A 19,094-nucleotide genomic window follows, 5' to 3' on the forward strand; every position below is an offset into this window, starting at 1 on the left:
CCCGGACGTCATGGCATCCGGGGCTGTTGTTATCTCGTTATAGCGGTATGACGTTCGTTTCAGGTCACAATGTGATTTTGTTGGATCAGCTCATCGAGCGTGGTGTGTACGTTCTCCAGCGTTACGAGGTTAGTGGTGTGGTACGTGCTGCCTGTACCGTCGCGATCAATGGAAACGATGGTGTTGTTACCGCTGGCGGTCACCGTGAGATAATTGCCGAGCGTGGCATTTTGTCCGTTCCAGCCTACCAGCAGGTCGCCGATGTCGATTTTGTCGCCCTGCGCCAGCGAGAAGTTGGTCCAGGTGTCTGCTGTTCCGTTACCGCCCGTTGCATCGCTGGCATTAAGCAGGTGATAAATCAGCGTATCGCCGTAGACCGAGCCGATGATCACGTCATGCTGCGCGGTACTTGCCATCTGCGGATTCATATTAATGGTCAGCGTCGCGGTGTCCGTATGCCCGTTTTGGTCGTTAAGCGTATAGGTAAAGGTCTCTTTGCTGGTCATCGACGCCACGGTTGTACCCGGCTTCAGCGTATAGATGTATGAGCCATCCAGATTCATGGTCAGTGAGCCATAATGACCCTGAATTGTTGTGCTACTGATGCTGCTGGTCGGATTGAGTGTGGCGGTACTGCCGTTAAAGCCGGTGATAGTGAGCTGGGTATGGACGGTTGAGAGCTGATCGTGCGCGCCAGCAGCATCACTGCCATCAAAAATATTGCCATTCACCGTCGTGGCGTTAACGTCCCAGGTATTGAGGTGCCATGTCGTGCCCGTGACGTTCGGCGTAATGCTGACGTTGCCCACGGCCAGCCCCCCCATCGTTCCTGTGAAGCTGATGCTGTAATGACCCGCGGCCAGCTCGGCATTACCCAGCGAGACGGAAATTGAACTGCCTAACAGGCTGATGGCACTGGCGGGTACAGAGCCTGAAAGCGAGAATCCGTCAGGACCGGTTATGGTCCAGGTGACGCCCAGCGTACCGACGGTGATAAGGGTGCCGATGCTGAAGTTGAGCATGGCGCCTTTCAGTACGTCATTTGTCGCGATATCAAACGAACCTGTACCGGTTGCTTTGCTCCCCAGCGTTGGAATTGTCGCTGTGCCCAGCGCACCGCTTCCGTATGCCGCAGAGTCCTGAACGGTGCTCACCGCCATCGTGCCGCTGACGTCATTTACTGCGTCCAGCGCCTGCGGGGTCGCCGTAATGTTCAGCGAGGCGGTACCTGTATCGCCATTGGGGGCTTTGACCGTATAGACGAAACTGTCCGGTGTGCTGATGCTATCTGCACCCAGTCCGCTTTTCAGGGTATAGGTATAGTTCCCCTTCGCATCGATAGTCAGCGTGCCGTATTGTCCGTTAATACTGGTGGTACCCGTCCCGTTAATCGCCACGCCATTCACTTCGGTGATGACGCTGTTTATCGGAGCCGAGTCATTGACCAGAATATTACCGTTGGTTACCGCGCTGAGACTGTCCACCGCGTAGGTATGATCCGCCTGAATATTCAGGGTATAGCTGGTCAGTAACGTCAGGCCGCCAGAGGCGTTAAGCAGGAAAATATAGTCACCACCCGGCAGCGTGATGGTGTACGCCGAAGAGCTGCCGCCCAGCAGCGCCGTAACCCAGTTTGGCTGCACCCGATATTGTTCATACTGCTGAATAGCCTCATTGAAGCGGTAGACATACAGATCAAAGCCGCCAAGCGTCACACCGAGGACATTCGCCTGCACGGTCAGCGTGCGGGTTGCGCCGTCATCAACGTTGAATTTGATTGGGTTGGTCAACCCGTTGACCAGGCTGACGTCGAGGACATCACCCAGCCCGACATTTGCCAGTGTGAAGCCAGTTTGTTTTGACGTGCCGTGGTCGACCGCGATCACCTGGGTTCCGTAGGTCAGTGACGCCACATCATCTGCTGCCGTTACCGTGCTGGTGGTTGGGGCCTGGCCCAGCGTGACAACCAGTTTGGCTGAGGAATGGTCTGTGCCATGCGTCAACGTATAGGTGAAGCTTTCGGAACGCCCATACACTGAGATTGACGTATTGGTCAGGGTATAGGTATAACTGCCGTCCTGGTTAATATGCAGGATGCCGTATTTACCCTGTACATTCACGCCGCCTGCCGTGACGTTTACCACGGTGCCGTTACCGTCGGTGATGGAGGTGACCAGCGTGCCGGAAGGGGCGTTGTCTTGACCGTTAGTGGGATCGGTATCGGTGATGATGTTACCGGATTCTGTGGTCCCCCCGGTGATGGTTCCGCCGTTGGTTTTCACCACCGCAACGTCCAGACTGGTGTATGCGCCGGTCGCCAACAGGTTCGTGTTGAAGCTGACCACGCGATAATCCCCGCCGGTCAGCCCATCATAATTGAGCGTCACTCCAGAGGCTCCGATGGTCAGCAAACTGGCGAAATTGGGTTTCGAAGTATCGACCACGGTTATCCAGGTGTTGAGCACGGTGTCATAGCGCTGGATAACAATCTCCATTGAGCTTAATAGTGACAGCACAATGCCGGTCGCCGCAGCGTTAATGGTGATGGAGCCACTACCGCCAGACTGGATGCTGAAATTAACACTTGCCGTGTCGTTACCCAGCACGTTGGCGACGCTACCCAGTGCGTTCACCAGCAGGAAACCGTAATCGCTTTGATGCTCAGTGCTGACTGTCACGTCAGTCTGTAGCGGCAAACGGGTGACATTATCTTCAGCCAGCAGGGGGAGTACCGGCGCGATGACGCTGGCAGGCGATGACGTGTTGCCCGCCGCGTCGGTTGCCGTTGCAGATAACGACTGACCTTCAATCTGGCGTACAGGCAAGGTGGCACTGTAGACCCCACTACTGTTGGCGACCGCTGTCACGCTGGTGCCACCGGGCAGGGATATCGTAACCGTACTGCCGGCTTCGGCAATACCGCTCACTGTTCCGCCATCGGCGCTGATCAGAATCGTAGGGGGGGGCGGTGGCGTGGTATCCACAATGACGCTGAACGAGCCAGACAAAACGCTCGAGCCGTTGGCATTTGTGGCGTTGGCGGTAAACGCATGGTTGCCTTCACTCAGGGCGCTGCCTGGCGTAAAACTCCAGATCCCATTCCCGTCTGCGGTTGTGCTACCCATCAACGTGCCGTTGTTATACAGGTTGATAACGGCGTTTGCCTGCGCAGTTCCGTTCAGTGTTGGGCGGGTATCATTGGTGGTTTTCCCGGCGGTGACCAGGCCCGTGATAGTGCCGACATCATCGAATACGCTGGAGATCACCGGCGCGGGAGGAACACCGGTAAACGGGGCCAGCACGTTGCCGGCGGTGCCGATATTGCCAGCGGCATCCTGTGCGCTGACCTGCAGCGTTTGCCCACTAATTTGCGGTGGATTCAGGGTAAAGGTGAAGTTACCGGAAGCATTTGCTGTTGTGGTGCCGAGTACCGTTCCGCTACCGGAGGTGATAATGACCGTACTGTTCGCTTCGGCCACGCCGGTTAACGCCGTACCATTGGCGTTGACCGCCAGCCCGGTTGGAACAGCAGGGGCGATGGTATCGACCACAATGGCTGCTGCAGACGAAAATCCACTGGTATTCCCCGCTGCATCTGTCGCCGTGATGGTAAACGAATGAGCCCCTTGAGCCAGATTAGTGGACGGCGTGTAATTCCAGTTGCCGGTGCTGTCAGCCGTTACGCTGGTGACAAAACTGCCATTATCATAAATATCGACTCGCGCGTTGGCCTCTGCGGAGCCGTTCAGGGTTGGGCGTGCGTCATTGGTGGGCTGATTGCTGCCAATCGCACCGGTGTTGGGGCCAACATCATCAATAATGCTACTTATTGAAGGCTGTGCCGGAGCCGCGGTGTCCACCACCACGGTAAAACCTGGTGTTGCGCCGCTGGTATTGCCTGCCGCATCGGTAGCGGTCACGGTGAAGGTATGGGACCCGGTCGCGAGCGGCGTGGTCGGGGTAAATGTCCAGCTATTATTGCTTTGCACCAGAGCGGTACCAAGCAGAGTGTTCCCGTCATAGATACTGACAGTGCTACCGGCTTCGGCGGTGCCGTTGAGCGTTGGGCGGGCATCGTTGGTTAGCTGCCCGTTGTTCAGCGCTGCATTGAAAACACCGCCTGCGATGTCATCTATGACCGAGATCAGTTGTGGGATTGGCGGTGGGGTCGTATCGACATTAATAATAAATCCGCTTGAGGTGGCACCGATATTGCCGGCGGCGTCTGTGGCGATAGCAGTGAATGTATGTTGGCCGTTGCTCAGTATGGGGGGCAGATATTCCCACGTCCCATCGATTGTGGCGGTTACCGTCCCCAGCAGCGTGCCGTTATCGTAAATCGCGACCCGGGCATTCGCTTCCGTTGAGCCACTGAGCAGCGGACGGGTGTCATTGGTCCAGGCCCCGCTGGACAGCGTCCCGGTGCCGGGCTGTACATCATCGACGGCCTGGATAATGGTGGGGGCAAGCGGAGCAACGGTATCCACAATGATGTTAAATGTGGCGGATGATTGACTGACGTTTCCGGCTGCGTCCGTGGCGGTCACCGTGAGCGCATGGTTACCATTTCCAAGTGCAGCTGTTGGCGTGAAGCTCCAGGCCCCATTGGCGTCAACCGGGGCGGTACCGAGATAGGTGCCATTGTCATAAATTTTGATCGTGGAATTGGCTTCTGCCGTACCACTGAGCGTGGGTTGCGCATCATTTGTGGCCTGGCCGTTGTTCAGATTACCTGTCAGCGGGCCGACATCATCTGCGACCTGAGAAATGACGGGTATACCCGGCGATGCGGTATCAACGATGAGCCCGAAGCCGTTCGACGCAAGGCTGGTGTTACCTGCGCTGTCGGTCGCGGTGACGGTCAATGTATGCGGTCCGTTGCTCAGTGCATCCGTTGGGGTAAAGTTCCAGATACCTCCCGCCCCCACGGTAGTGGTGCCAATGGGTTGACCATCGCTCAGAACGGTAATGGTCGCCCCCACTTCGCCCGTGCCGCTCAGTGCCGGACGTGTTTCGTTTGTCGTCTGCCCATTGGTTATTGCGCCTGTTGTGGGAGCCGTATTGTCCAGTACCGTGCTAATGATAGGGGGCTGCGGGGCGATGGAATCCAGTTCGAGGGTGAAGGACGAAGATACGCCTCCCATATTGCCCGCCTGATCGGTGGCAACGGCGGTAAAGATGTGTTGCCCCTGAGTCAGCGGGGTATCCGGCGTGAAGCTCCAGTTGCCGGTCTCATCAACCTGGGTTGTACCAATATCAACGCCTTTATCGCGGATGGTGATAGATGCGCCGATCTCTCCTTTGCCGTTCAGCGTGGGTTGTGCATCGTTAGTCAATTGTCCGTTAGTCAGCGATGTGTTGCCGGGTTGATCGTCAATCACCGAGGTAATGCTCGGTGCCGCGGGCGGTAGCGTATCAACGACCAGAACGAAAGGTGGGCTTGCCGGGCTGATATTGCCAGCACCATCCGTGACGGTTGCGGTTAACGAATGATTGCCTTCACTGAGTGCTGGAGCCGGTGTAAAGCTCCAGTTACCGTTTTCATCGCTGGTGGTTGTGCCAATTACCGCGCCATTATCGCGAATGGTAACCACTGAATCGGCCTCGGTAACGCCAGTAAGCGTTGGGGTGTTGTCGTTGGTTAGCTGTCCGGATGTAAGGAACTGCGGGGTACCGACGTCGTCCGTGACCGTCACAATGGAGGGCGCGCTTGGGATTAACGTATCGACGATAATTCGGAAGCTGTTAGAGGGATCGCCCTGGTTGCCAGCAGCATCCGTTGCGCGGGCGGTAAAGATATGTTCGCCTTCTCCCAACCCATCTGTCGGGGTATAGCTCCAGTATCCGCTGCCACTCACGGTGGTTGTGCCAATCGCGATACCTTTATCGTAAAGGGTGATCGTCGCGCCCGCTTCGCCGGTTCCATTGAGGGTCGGGCGTGAATCGTTGGTAATTTGTCCGGTATCTAACGATCCTGTACCCGGTAACACGTCGTCAATTACGCTGGTGATCGCAGGGGCTTGTGGGGCGGCAGTATCGATAGTGATGGCGTAATTGGGCGACATGCCACTGTCTATACCTGCAACAGTTTGCGATACGGTGAAATTGTAAGTCGTGCCGTTTGTCAGCGGAGTGGATAATGGATAGCGCCATGCGCCGGAAACGGCATCGGCGGTGACTGTACCGATTACATTCCCATCCTGATAAATGTTGACCGTTGCGCCTGCCGTGGCGGTTCCTTGTAACAGCGGCAAGGTGTCATTGGTGGTTTTACCGTTGCCAATCGCGCCTGTAACAGGCGAGACATCATCAATGATTTCGAGAGTTGGCGGATGCGGAATGCTGGACGTGGCCGCGTTAAATGGCGTAGGGTCGCTGCTATTGCCCGCCTGATCCTGGGCGATTGCGTTCAGATTCTGACCCGTAGTTTGTGCGGGTGAGATCGTGACGGTGTAGGCACCTGTAACGCTATTCGCAATGCCCTGGCCCAGTACCGTGGTACCACTTCTGATGATGACGGTGCTGCCCGGCTCGGCTGTCCCGCTTACCAGCGTGCCGTTCGGGTCAACACTGGTGACGATTGGATCGGTGGGAGGCTGTGTATCGAGTATCAACATTACAGGGTTCCCTGCCGCCAGGGAATTACCCGCGTCATCCCTGGCGCCGAACGTCAGCGTGTGCGGGCCATCGCCCGTCAGCGTAATCTCAATACTCCAGCTACCATTCGCTGCAACGAGGGTTTCGGCAATGGGATTGCCACCATCGAAAATGACTACCGTACTGCCCGGCGCACCGGTCCCGCTGACTGTTGGGGTGGTATCATCCGTGACGCTATTGTTGGTCAATGAACCGATAATGACGCCAGCGTCATCTGCAATATCCGTAACCTGCGGTAGGGTCAGCACGGTGCTGCTAACCGTAAACGAGACGCTGTTTGATGGGGTACTGGCGTTCCCCGCCGCATCGGTTGCAATGGCCGTCAGCGTATAACTTCCATTTGCCAGTGCCGTCCCAGGGGTAATACTCCAGGTGGTGCCAACCACCGTTGTGGTACCGATAATCGTACTGCCGTTGTACAGCGTGATCGTGTCGCCGTCAGTGCCGGTTCCGCGAATAGTTGGCGTCGTATCATCTGTTATTGCGCCAGGCGCAAGATTGCCTTGAATAGTGCCGACATTATCATTGACGGCGATAATGGTTGGCGCTGCCGGCGGCGTGATGTCGATATTCAGGGTGATGGCATTTGATGGCAGGCTGACGTTGCCGGCAGGGTCAGTTGCGGTAATGGTAATCTGATAGCTGTCTGGATTGATGGGGTCGCCAGGTGTAAAGCTCCACTTACCATCTGCGCCCACCGTCGCGGTGCCCAACGGCGCGGGATTATTACCAAGGTAGATGGAAATAAGGTCGCCGACACTCCCCGTGCCGCTGAACGTTGGCGTGGTGTCGTTAGTCATGCCGTTGGTCACGATCCCGGTTATCGGATTGACGTCGTCCGTTATGGTGGGCGGGAGCGGTTGCGTTGGCGGCAGATTATCCACCGTCAGCGTAAAGCCTGCCGATGGGATCCCTGTGTTGCCCGCAGCGTCGGTCGCCGTGACGGTGAATTTATGCGGCCCATCAGCAAGTAAGGTCGGGGTAAATGTCCACGTGCCGTCTGGCTGTACGGTAGTGATGCCGGCGAGGCCGCCATTCTCATAAATCGTAATTGTCGCACCCGGTTCACCTGTTCCGGACAGTTTAGGGTTGTCGCTTCTCGTGCTGCCGCCATTACTCAGTGCTTTAGTTTCAAGGCCAATAAGCCCTTCCGCTGAGGCGATGCTCGGAGCCGCGGGTGGCGTTGTATCGACAGTCAGCATGAAACTTCCGGCGGTACTGGCGTTACCCGCCGCATCTGTCGCGATAGCTGACAATGTGTGCGAGCCTTCACTAAGTGGCTGGGTGACCGGGAAACTCCAGGTTCCTCCGGCCACAACGGTGGTCGTTCCAATCGGTGTGGCACCATCGTAGATAGTGATGGTGGAGCCAACTTCACCCGTCCCCTTCAGTAACGGCAGGTTATCGTTTGAGCGGCTACCAGAAGGCAAGTCAACGGGGGCATTTCCGATGTCATCGGTGGCGGCTGAAATGGCTGGTACCCCTGGAGGCTGGGTGTCAACGGTAATGGTGACTGCGACGGGGGAGGTGACGACGTTACCCGCGGCATCCGTTGCGGATACGGTAAAACGATGGTCGCGATCGGCAAGTTGCTTGTTGTCCGGGACGGTATAGCTCCAGGTACCTGACTTGTCGATGAGCATCACCGTCATCAGCAAACCGTTATCATACAAGTTCACCAGCGAGCCTGGCTCGCCGGTCCCGGAGAGGGTCGGCGTGTTGTCGTTGGTTACCCCGTTGTTATTCACGATGTTACCGGTGATAGTTCCGACATCATCGTTAATCAGAGTAATGACCGGGACGGCCGGCGCGACGCTATCGACAATGATTTTCCAGCTGGCGGCGCTACTGGTGTTGTTGGCGGCATCGGTTGCCGTAACCGTAAACACGTGTGCGCCCTGACTCAGCGCGGTGGTCGGCGTGTAGTCCCAGTTACCATTGATATCGGCGGTAACGGTGGTTAGCAGGGTGCCATTATCATAAATTTTTACCTGCGAGCCCGCTTCGGCAGTGCCCTTAATTTCCGGTTTATCGTCGTTTGTCAGCGTGTTGTTATCAATTTTTCCGATGACGTCGGGAACATCGTCTAAGACGGCAATAATAATCGGTTGGTTTGGCGCGGTAATATCCGGAGCCAGCGCGGAAGCGGGCAAACTTTCGTTGCCTGCGCCGTCCGTTGCAGTCACTTTTACCGTTTCACCATTGATTTGTGACGGGGTGATCGACACGGCAAAGTGACCGCCGCTGTCTGCCTGACCCACGCCAATCGTATTCCCGTTGCTGTCTTTTACGGTGATAGCGCTGCCGATTTCAGCATGTCCACTGACTGAACCACCATTCCCGGCGACAATCACCCCTGTCGGCGCATCCGGTGCGGTGCTGTCTGGCGCGGTGACTGCGGTGTTACCACTGGTATTGCCTGCTGCATCCGTTGCGTTGGCGACAAGGTGTTCGCCGTTAGTTTGTGGCGGAACCAGTGTGGCGGTGAAATCTCCGTCAGCATCAGCGGTGGTTGTGCCAATGATAGTGCCACCAGGATTGAGAATATGTACGGTACTGTTGGGCTCTGCCGTGCCGGAAACCTGATCGCCTGCGTTATTGATTGTCAGGTTTGTGGGTGGTAGCGGGGCGGTGATATCGGGAGCGATCGCCGTTTCAGGCAAACTCGGGTTTCCTGCGGGATCGGTAGCGATAGCGGTGATGGTTTCGCCATTGGTTTGTGGTGGGTTTATGGTGATAGTAAACGAGCCATCTGGCCCGGTAACACCACTGCCGATTACATGATTGTTATTGTCTGTTATCGTCACGGTACTGCCGGGTTCAGCCGTACCCGTGACGACAGCGCCATCGGCAGATACGGTCAGATCGTCTGGCGACAACGGCGGCTGAGTATCGATATTGATATTGAATGCCGTCGACATTCCCCCCGTACCCAGGTGGTTAGTTGCCGTAACGGTGAAGGAATATGAGCCGTCCCGCAAGTTTGTGCTGGAGGTCCAGTTCCAACTACCGTTGCTGTCGGCGTTGACGCTGTCGACATATGCCCCGTTATTGTAAATTTTAACCGTACTGTTAGCGTCAGCTGTCCCGGAAAGCGTTGGGGTCGCATCATTAGTGGACTGATTGTTGAGCAATGGCCCAATGGAGGGCGCGACATCATCCATAACGCTGACAATCACGGGTACGCCTGGATAACCGGAATTTGAGGCACTGAATGCGGTATCTGGTCCGATATTGCCTGCTTCATCCTGAATCTTTGCTGTCAGGGTTTCACCATGTGTTTGCGAGGGCGATATGCCAATAGTGAAGGTGCCGCCTGAACCGACGATTGCCGAGCCCAGAACCTGATTGTTACTGCCAATGATGGTGACAGTGCTTCCGGGCTCTGCACTACCCGTCACCGTGGTGCCTTCCTGATTCACTGAAGAAATTACTGCGGCGGCAGGTGGGGTGATATCGACGGTAATAACCCAACTGTCCGACATTGCGCTGCTGCCCGCAGTGTTTGATGCGCTGACCGTAAACTGGTGAGTACCTTCCGCGAGCGGAGAAGATGGCGTAAACGTCCAGTTCCCGTTGGCATCGATAGTGACCTGACCTATTTCGGTACCGTTATCGAAAATATGTAAGGTTGCGTTCGCGGGGCCAGTGCCCTGAAGTTCTGGCGTATTATCATTAGTAGACGTCTGTTGATTGACAAGACCAGTAATGGGAGCCTGATTGTCAGTGACGCTGGTAATAATCGGTACGCCTGGCATCGTGGGCGTTGTCGTGGGTGGCGAGCCGCCATCGCCATTTCCTTCGTTGCCATTTCCGTCACCAGCACCATTTCCTTCATTGCCATTGCCATTGCCATTGCCATTGCCATTGCCATTTCCATTGCCAGCATTATTGCCATTTCCACCGCCGCCACCACCACCGCCACCACCGGCGGCGAGGCCGATTCCCCCCGCCACGGCGACCCCGCCAAGAACCCAGGGCCAGACTACGCCGCCTTCATGACTGCCTTCGCTCGCCATCAATGGGGTGAGATCGTCCAGATGTTGGTAGTGAAATGCGCCATCCGTATCCTGAACCCACCATAGTGCGCCGTTACTATCTTCAAGAACGAGCTGGCTTTGTTCATCACCTTTGCCAACGTAAAAGTTTTTAATTGTGATGGTTTCACCGGAGCGGAGTGTGACAACCAGATCCTGATTTACGCGGGTAAGCTGACTGATTTCTTCACGAGAAACAGACAGTTTCACGATGGAAGGTGAATTGAGCGTGACTTCAGAAGCTTCAATATTTGTGGAAACACCAGTTAATTTTGATACAACGGCGAGTAGACGCATATATTCACTCCTGATGGCAGGCCGAGAGTATTAATCCACAATAGCGTGTTGGGAAAATGAGCTGACAGGTGCCCGCTCATCATATAGATGAGTTTGCACATGTGATTTCATTGATTAGGTCACGCAGATATCAGTTTGTTTATCGAATACGTCAGGGCCCTTGAGTCTGAATAGTTCTTTCGTATTAGATGATATAGACAGAAAGGGTGTATTACGCAAATTATCTATATTAAAAATACATTGAGGTAATTGAAAAGGATACTTTCCAGGGCGTGCAGGGTTTGTTGCTAAAATCTAATTAACTGTATTTTAAGTTATTTTTATGTTTTGTGTTTTTATTGATCTAATAAACATCAGTAATAATAGTGTTATTGGTGAAGTGTAAAATATAAATAATACACACTCTTGAAGTTTTATTTTTATTAAGCTATGAGCTCAATAAAATAATGGAAAGACTATTTTCGGTTTGAACGATTCAGCGGTGTAAAAACTATAATTTTGGTGAATGTAATGGATGGGTTTCAATAACTAAACAATAAGGGCCAGCCTCATGATGAGAGACTGGCCGCTGAGAGGGGGATTTATCGACCTGCATTTTTCATAATACGAGCTTTGTCCAACTGCCACTCACGTTCTTTGACATCGGAACGCTTGTCGTGCTGTTTCTTCCCTTTTGCGACGCCAATTTTGACTTTGCACCAGGCATTCTTCCAGTACAGCGAAAGTGCCACGACGGTGTAACCGTCACGATTCATGCGTCCATATAAGGAGTCAAGTTCGCGTTGGTTTAACAGAAGCTTACGGGTGCGGGTAGGGTCACACACGACGTGCGTTGAGGCAACGGCCATCGGCGTGAAGTTGGCGCCAAACAGGAACGCTTCGCCGTCTTTGAGAATGACATAGCTATCGCCAATATTGGCCTTTCCTGCGCGCAGGGATTTGACTTCCCAGCCTTGCAGTGCGAGTCCAGCCTCGAACTCTTCTTCAATAAAGTATTCGTGTCGTGCGCGCTTGTTGAGCGCGATTGTGGCTGAGCCAGGTTTGTGTGCTTTTTTCTTCGTCATAATGCCGCTCAGTATAGGTAATCTGGAATTGAAAAACACCCCATTTCATCCAGCGGGGCGCAAGGCGCTATCTTAGCACGAGTTGGGCTATAGCGTTTTTTTTAGCGGATGATAAATGGTATTATTTGCACGATTGATATTGATGGAAATTGTTATGCCTCAGATTAGCCGGACCGCTTTAGTACCTTACAGTGCGGAACAGATGTATCAGTTAGTGAATGATGTTAAATCCTATCCTCAGTTTTTACCGGGTTGCACCGGAAGCCGTGTCCTGGAGTCGACTCCGGGGCAGATGACAGCGGCTGTGGATGTTTCTAAAGCAGGGATTAGCAAAACGTTCACCACGCGAAATCAGCTGACCAGTAACCAGAGCATCCTCATGCATCTGGTCGATGGACCGTTCAAAAAACTCATTGGCGGCTGGAAGTTTACGCCGCTGAGCCAGGAAGCGTGTCGTATTGAATTTCATCTTGATTTTGAGTTCACGAATAAACTGATTGAACTGGCATTTGGCCGTATCTTTAAAGAGCTGGCGTCGAATATGGTGCAGGCCTTCACGGTTCGCGCAAAAGAGGTTTACAGTGTCAGTGTCGGCTAAGATTGTCGTTGAAGTCGCGTACGCGCTACCGGAGAAACAGTATCTACAGCGCGTGACGTTGCCGCAGGGCGCAACCGTCGAAGAGGCGATTCGCGCTTCTGGGCTGCTGGAACTCCGTACTGATATCGATCTCAGCAAAAATAAGGTGGGCATCTACAGCCGTCCGGTGAAGCTTGCTGATGTCGTACATGATGGCGATCGGGTGGAAATCTATCGGCCGTTGATTGCTGACCCGAAAGAGCTGCGCAGGCAGCGAGCAGAGAAATCTGCTAAAAAATAACAAACATTAAAAAAGGTGCTCATTGAGCACCTTTTTTTGATCTCTTAAACCTACTGTTTGTCGGTCAGGGCAGGTTTGTTATCAATGTTGGTCAATACACCACTGCTGTTAAAGGTCAGCGTCAGCGTTTGCTGCGTCACGCCTTCATGCCCTGGCTGCTGACGGAACACATAAAACCAGGTGTTGGTGCCAAAAGGATCGGACATCATTGGTGTACCCAGAGCATAAGCAACCTGTTGTTGCGTCATCCCCGTCCGTACTTTAGCGACATCAGTAGGTGTCAGATAGTTTCCCTGGTTGATGTCTGGGCGGTAAACCACTCGCTCCAGAGTGGAACAGCCTGCGGTCAACATCAGTAGTACTGCTGCAGCAGCAGTCAGCGTTTTACAGCGCATAGTGATTTGATTCCTTTTCGGGCCCGAGCAGTACGCGGCTCATATGTAATATGCCGATGATAATAGACCTTTCACCACTTTAAAACCTTTTGGTGTCAGGTCAGTCGGCGATTTTATGTTGAACTCAGACCTTAGCAAGGTAAAAAAGTTTATGCTGCCAGCAGTTCTTTTGCATTCGCGAGGGTATTACGCGTTACTTCGCTACCGCCAAGTAAGCGTGCGAGCTCCTGTAGCCGTGCGCGTTTATCAAGCGCCTGCATATGTGTTTCAGTCATTGCGCCGTCCGTTTCTTTGCTGACATAGAAATGCTGATGACCGCAACCCGCAACCTGCGGCAAGTGGGTGACGCACATCACCTGGGTTGATTCACCCAACTGGCGCAGTAGCTTACCCACAACCGCTGCTGTCGGGCCACTGATGCCAACGTCAACTTCATCGAAAATCAGCGCAGGAGTTTCCATTTTACGCGCGGTAATCACCTGAATGGCCAGTGCGATACGCGACAGTTCCCCACCAGAAGCGACTTTCGCAATCGGCTGCAACGGTTGGCCCGGGTTCGTGGTGACTTTAAACTCAATGCGATCGGCTCCGTCCATGCTCAGATGGTGTTCATCAAACTTCACATCGATACAAAAGAGACCGTGCGGCATTGAGAGTGCATGCATACTTTCTGTGATGAGTTGCCCCAATTCCTGAGCGTAATGCTGGCGCTGGCGGTGCAATATTTTTGCCGTTTCCAGCGCCTGCTGGTGGTGCGTGTTTACCGCCAGGGTTAAGGTTTCGAGCGAGTCAGCCTGATCGTCAAGCTGCTGTTGCTCATCAAGCAGGGACTGGTAAAACTGTGGCAATGCTTCAGGGGCGACGTGATGCTTACGCGCCAGCGAGATTTGCTTAGACATTCGCTGTTCAAGCTCGAACAAGCGGTTAGGGTCTAAATCCAGGCGATCGCAATAGTGTCTCAGTTCGTCGCTGGCTTCGCTGAGCTGAATAGTCGCCTCTTCCAGCATGTCCAGAATACCGGAGAGCTTACTGTCCATGCCCGCCAGTTCGCTGACCAGCTGTTTGGCTGTGTATAACTGGCTTTGCAGGTTAATGTCTTCACCATCGGCCATGATAGCCAGCGCTTGCTGGCTGGTGGTGAGCAACTGTCCGCTGTTAGCCAGACGCTTGTACTCTTCATCAATTTGCTCAAACTCGCCCGCCTGGGGGGTGAATTCGTTCAGCTCTTTTAACTGATATTGCAACAGTTCCGCCCGGGCAGCGCGTTCCTGGCTTTGTTGCTGATGATGCGCCAGATCACGGCAGCTTTGATGCCATAGCTGGTAGCGTGCGGACATTTCCTGAATCAGGGACGCTTCATTAGCGTAACCATCAAGCAGGGACTTTTGGTGTTCCGATTTTGTCAGGAGCTGATGCGCGTGCTGGCCATGGATTTGAATAAGCAACTGACCCAGTTCGCGAAGCTGTGACAGGGGAACGGCAGTGCCATTGATAAAGCCGCGGGAGCGTCCGTCGCTGCTGATTACGCGGCGTAACAAACACTCACGGCCATCTTCAAGCTGGTTCTCTTCCAGCCAGCGTAGCGCCGCAGGGGTGTCTTTTAAAGAGAAACGCGCACACAGATCGGCGCGAGTGGCATCTGTACGCACCATGTCGGCATCCGCCCGCCCGCCCAGACACAACCCGAGAGCATCAATGGCAATGGATTTACCCGCACCGGTCTCGCCAGTGATGACGGTCATTCCGCTTTGGAAATCGATCTCCAGTTCACGAACGATAGCAAAATTGCTGATGGTCAGTTGTGCCAACATAGTTGTTTTCCTGTATGAAAAACCATAACTGTGATTACATACAGTATAAACTGGTTTTTTATACAGTAAAGAGGTTGGCGTTAAATTAGAATAATTTTTTTGACCAGCCTAGCTTAGTGCTTAATGTGTTGAAATAGCTGTAATCTTTTGGGTGAATTAGATTCAGGTGATAATCACATCGACGAATCAATACGTCTTCGCCTTCCTGTATAGGTAAGGCAATCTGACTGTCGCAGCTGATCTCCAGATCATTACGGCGGTGCGAGAAACGCAAGCGAATCGTGCTGTTGCTGTTAATCACCAACGGGCGGGCGGAGAGCGTATGTGGGAACATCGGTACCAGCGTAATGGCATCCAGGGAAGGGGTGAGAATGGGACCTCCGGCAGACAGCGAGTAGGCGGTAGACCCGGTTGGTGTGGAGATAATCAGTCCGTCTGAACGCTGAGAGAAGGCAAAGATTTCGTCTATATAGACTTCAAATTCAATCATGTGCGCAACTTTGCCTGGGTGTAACACCACTTCATTGATGGCAGTGCTGATGCGCTTCTGGCAGTCCTGCTGGCAGACCTGTGCTTCAAGTAGAAAACGCTTTTCGCTGATATAATGACCTTCCAGTACATCTGCCAATTGCTGTTGGGCATTGTCCGGGTCAAGATCGGTCAGAAAACCGAGGTTGCCGCGGTTAATCCCGATGACCTTGATGTCGTAACGCGCAAGCGTGCGTGCGGCCCCAAGCATATTGCCGTCACCACCGACAACCACCGCGAGGTCCGCCTGTTGACCAATCTCTGCCAGCGTACCGGTCTGCACATTTTTCAGTTGGAGCTCATGGGCGATTTGTTGCTCCACGATAACCTCGTAACCTTTCGTGCATAACCAGCGGTAGAGCATTTCATGTGTCGTCAGTGCAGTAGGGTGACGTGGATGCCCCACAATGCCAATACACTTGAAATGTTTGTTCATTTTCTCGAGGTCCTTGTAACGAAGATTGGTGACAATGTGAGTACTTCCCTTGAATCCCTGAATCTGATCCCCATAATAAGCCAAGTTAGCGAGATGAATGCGAAAAAACGCGGAGAAATTCATGAGTAGTAAAGAACAGAAAACGCCTGAGGGGCAAGCCCCGGAAGAAATTATCATGGATCAGCACGAAGAAGTTGAGGCGGTTGAATCAGACGCTTCTGCTGAGCAGGTGGATCCGCGCGATGAAAAGATTGCGAATCTGGAGGCTCAGCTTGCAGAAGCTGAAACGCGCGAGCGTGACAGCGTGTTGCGTATCAAAGCGGAAATGGAAAACCTGCGTCGTCGTACTGAACTGGACGTAGAAAAAGCGCATAAGTTCGCGCTGGAAAAATTCGTCAACGAACTGCTGCCGGTGCTGGATAGCCTGGACCGCGCGCTGGAAGTGGCGAACAAAGATAATGACGCGATGGCGGCGATGGTTGAAGGTATTGAACTGACCCGTAAGTCGATGCTGGATGTCGTGGCGAAGTTTGGCGTGCAAGTGGTTGCGGATATCGATGTGCCGATGGACCCGAACGTGCATCAGGCGATTGCCATGGTTGAGTCTGATGAAGTTGCTGCCGGTAACGTACTGATGGTAATGCAGAAAGGCTATACCCTGAATGGACGTACCATTCGCGCGGCGATGGTTTCCGTCGCGAAAGCTAAAAGCTAATCAGCTTCAGACCGGGTAGTGCTGAGGCGTTACCCGGTCTGGATTATCCTCACTGGTCAGATACGCTCTCACGAAGCGGTTTGACCGGCAATACCTGCACCTGCTTAATCATATTGTCCTGTACGTCGAGAATATCGATATTGTACTGACCAATGCGCACTCGCGTGCCGGCAACGGGGATCTCTTCCAGTGCTTCAAGGATAATACCGTTTACCGTTCGCGCATCATCTTCCGGCAAATGCCAGTTAAAGGCCTTATTGATTTCACGAACGTTGGCGCTACCGTCAATAATCACTGAGCCGTCATTCTGCGGCGTGACTTCTTCGGCAAGCGTCGGGGACATTGACGTGGTGAAGTCACCGACAATCTCCTCCAGAATATCTTCAACGGTGACCAACCCCTGAATATCGCCATATTCATTGACCACCAGGCCGACCTTCTTCTTATTACGCTGAAATTTGATCAACTGAGTGCTGAGCGGGGTGCCTTCCGGGACAAAGTAGATCTCGTCGGCGGCGCGGAGCATGGTCTCTTTGGTGAACTCCTTTTTCTCGGCCATGAGTCGCCACGCTTCACGGACACGCAGCATACTGATGGCATCGTCCAGCGAGTCGCGGTACAACACGATACGCCCGTGCGGGGAGTGCGAAAGTTGGCGGACGATTGATTTCCAGTCATCGTTAATATCGATACCGATGATTTCGTTACGCGGGATCATAATGTCATCGACGCTGACTTTTTCCAGGTCCAGCACGGACAGGAGCATATCCTGGTTACGGCGAGAGATTTGCGAGCGCGACTCATTCACCAGCGTTCGTAGTTCATCTTTACTCAGCGAACCGCTCACCACGATATCCGTTTTGATGCCCATCATACGCATCAGCAGACGCGTGATGGTATTCAGTAACCAGACAAGCGGCATCATCAGTATTTGCAGTGGCGCTAACAACACGCTGCTGGGATAGGCCACCTTTTCTGGATACAGCGCGGCAATGGTTTTGGGCAATACTTCAGCAAATACCAGTACCACAAAGGTCAGCACCCCGGTGGCGATTGCCACGCCCGCATCGCCATACAGACGCATCCCAACAATGGTTCCGAGCGCTGAGGCCAGTATATTCACCAGGTTGTTGCCAATGAGGACCAGGCTTATCAGACGGTCGGGCTTACGAAGTAATTTCTCAACGCGTTTTGCCTGACGATTTCCCTGTTTTGCCCGGTGTCGCAGACGGTAGCGGTTCAGGGTCATCATTCCGGTTTCGGAACCGGAAAAATAGGCGGAAATAACCACCATGATGAGAAGCGTAACAATAAGCGTGGTGGTGGAGATGTGTTCCACGTAGGTTCCTTAAAAGACTTAACTCACAAACTGCTGCAAGATGCGGCTACCGAAATAGGCCAGCGTCAGAATGCCTGCGCCTGCGACGTTAAACCAGACGACACGACGTCCGCGCCAGCCTTCATGGTAATGTCCCCACAGCAGAACGATATAGACAAACCATGCCACGATAGACAGAACGGCTTTATCAATATTTTCTGTGCTGAACAGGTTGTGCATATAAAACAGGCCAGTACATAGCGTCAGCGTCAGCAGAACCACGCCTATCTGGGTGATATGAAACATTTTGCGCTCAATGCTCATCAATGGCGGCATTTCATTGTTGAACGCCAGTCTTTTATTTTTGAGCTGATAATCGATCCATGCCAGTTGCAGCGCATACAGCGCGGCAATGATTAAGGTGGCATAGGATAAGAGCGATAGCCCGATGTGAATCATCATGCCCGGTGTGGCTTCAAGGTGGGTGATGTATTCGTTGGGCATAAACGTAGCGCATGCCAGATTGATTAATGCAAAGGCATACACGATCGGCAGCAATAGCCAGCCGCGGTTGCGTGAGGCCACAATGGTCATGACGGTACAGATCATCAGGCTAACCAGAGAACCGACGTTCAGCAGGCTCAGGTTTTGTCCGCTTTCACCACCTGGCAGAATACGTGCTTCCAGGGCAAACGCGTGACAGACCAGCGCGATAACCGCAGAAAGAATAGCCATACGCCGCCAGCCGCTGTTTTTTTGCAGCAGGGCGGGAACGATCAGCGCAAGGCTGACGGAATAGGCGACAAGGGCTAACAGAGCAAAAACGGGCATATGGGTGTCGACAGTTGGCCAGTGATAAAGAAAAGCAGTATAGCGTTACGTGACCGCTGCTCCAACCGTTGCATAACAACAAAGGCGGCTTCATGTTATACTGCGACAAATTTCTGTTGATGTGTCG

General features: G+C 53.4%; 10 protein-coding genes. 3 read left to right on the forward strand and 7 right to left on the reverse strand.

The window, feature by feature from the left end; genetic code table 11:
- Positions 1-59: 59 nt before the first annotated feature.
- Together HV261_RS08580 and smpB are read right to left on the reverse strand one after the other, a co-directional pair.
- A complete protein-coding gene (locus HV261_RS08580) occupies positions 60-10,991 on the reverse strand; it encodes a BapA/Bap/LapF family large adhesin (RefSeq protein ID WP_202038008.1) in 10,932 nt (3,643 codons plus the stop codon).
- A gap of 581 nt (positions 10,992-11,572) precedes the next feature.
- Positions 11,573-12,055, reverse strand: coding sequence for an SsrA-binding protein SmpB (gene smpB, locus HV261_RS08585; RefSeq protein ID WP_003031211.1), 483 nt, complete (start codon positions 12,053-12,055; stop codon positions 11,573-11,575).
- Positions 12,056-12,209: 154 nt separating this feature from the next.
- Between smpB and ratA the strand changes: the two genes are divergently transcribed.
- The gene (gene ratA / locus HV261_RS08590) at positions 12,210-12,653 is read left to right on the forward strand and encodes a type II toxin-antitoxin system toxin RatA (protein WP_040234063.1); all 444 of its coding nucleotides are present in this window, start codon (positions 12,210-12,212) and stop codon (positions 12,651-12,653) included.
- Complete coding sequence (locus tag HV261_RS08595; protein WP_137383498.1) at positions 12,643-12,933, forward strand: RnfH family protein; 291 nt, start codon at positions 12,643-12,645, stop codon at positions 12,931-12,933. The genes ratA and HV261_RS08595 overlap by 11 nt, the downstream gene beginning before the upstream one ends.
- A 50-nt stretch (positions 12,934-12,983) precedes the next feature.
- On the opposite strand, the gene bamE is transcribed toward HV261_RS08595, so the two are convergent.
- The 3 genes from bamE to nadK all read right to left on the reverse strand — a co-directional run bounded on the left by bamE (position 12,984) and on the right by nadK (position 16,103).
- Positions 12,984-13,328 carry an outer membrane protein assembly factor BamE gene (gene bamE / locus HV261_RS08600; protein ID WP_137383494.1) on the reverse strand — a complete coding sequence of 115 codons (345 nt, stop codon included), beginning with the start codon at positions 13,326-13,328 and terminating at the stop codon, positions 12,984-12,986.
- A 149-nt stretch (positions 13,329-13,477) separates the two neighbouring features.
- Positions 13,478-15,139, reverse strand: a complete 1,662-nt coding sequence (gene recN, locus HV261_RS08605) for a DNA repair protein RecN (protein ID WP_202038009.1) — start codon at positions 15,137-15,139, stop codon at positions 13,478-13,480.
- An 85-nt stretch (positions 15,140-15,224) separates the two neighbouring features.
- Positions 15,225-16,103, reverse strand: a complete 879-nt coding sequence (gene nadK / locus HV261_RS08610) for an NAD(+) kinase (protein WP_137383492.1) — start codon at positions 16,101-16,103, stop codon at positions 15,225-15,227.
- Positions 16,104-16,224: 121 nt separating this feature from the next.
- Between nadK and grpE the strand changes: the two genes are divergently transcribed.
- A complete protein-coding gene (gene grpE, locus HV261_RS08615; RefSeq protein ID WP_048212941.1) occupies positions 16,225-16,818 on the forward strand; it encodes a nucleotide exchange factor GrpE in 594 nt (197 codons plus the stop codon).
- 49 nt (positions 16,819-16,867) lie between these two features.
- Here the strand turns inward: grpE and HV261_RS08620 are convergent, their stop codons facing one another.
- Positions 16,868-18,157: an HlyC/CorC family transporter gene (locus HV261_RS08620; protein WP_202038010.1), complete on the reverse strand. Its 1,290-nt coding sequence runs from the start codon at positions 18,155-18,157 to the stop codon at positions 16,868-16,870.
- 18 nt (positions 18,158-18,175) lie between these two features.
- A complete protein-coding gene (locus tag HV261_RS08625; protein WP_137383491.1) occupies positions 18,176-18,967 on the reverse strand; it encodes a cytochrome C assembly family protein in 792 nt (263 codons plus the stop codon).
- Between the last annotated feature and the right edge of the window lie 127 nt (positions 18,968-19,094).

It is taken from the genome of Citrobacter sp. RHBSTW-00671, from assembly GCF_014103415.1.
Lineage (GTDB): Bacteria > Pseudomonadota > Gammaproteobacteria > Enterobacterales > Enterobacteriaceae > Citrobacter.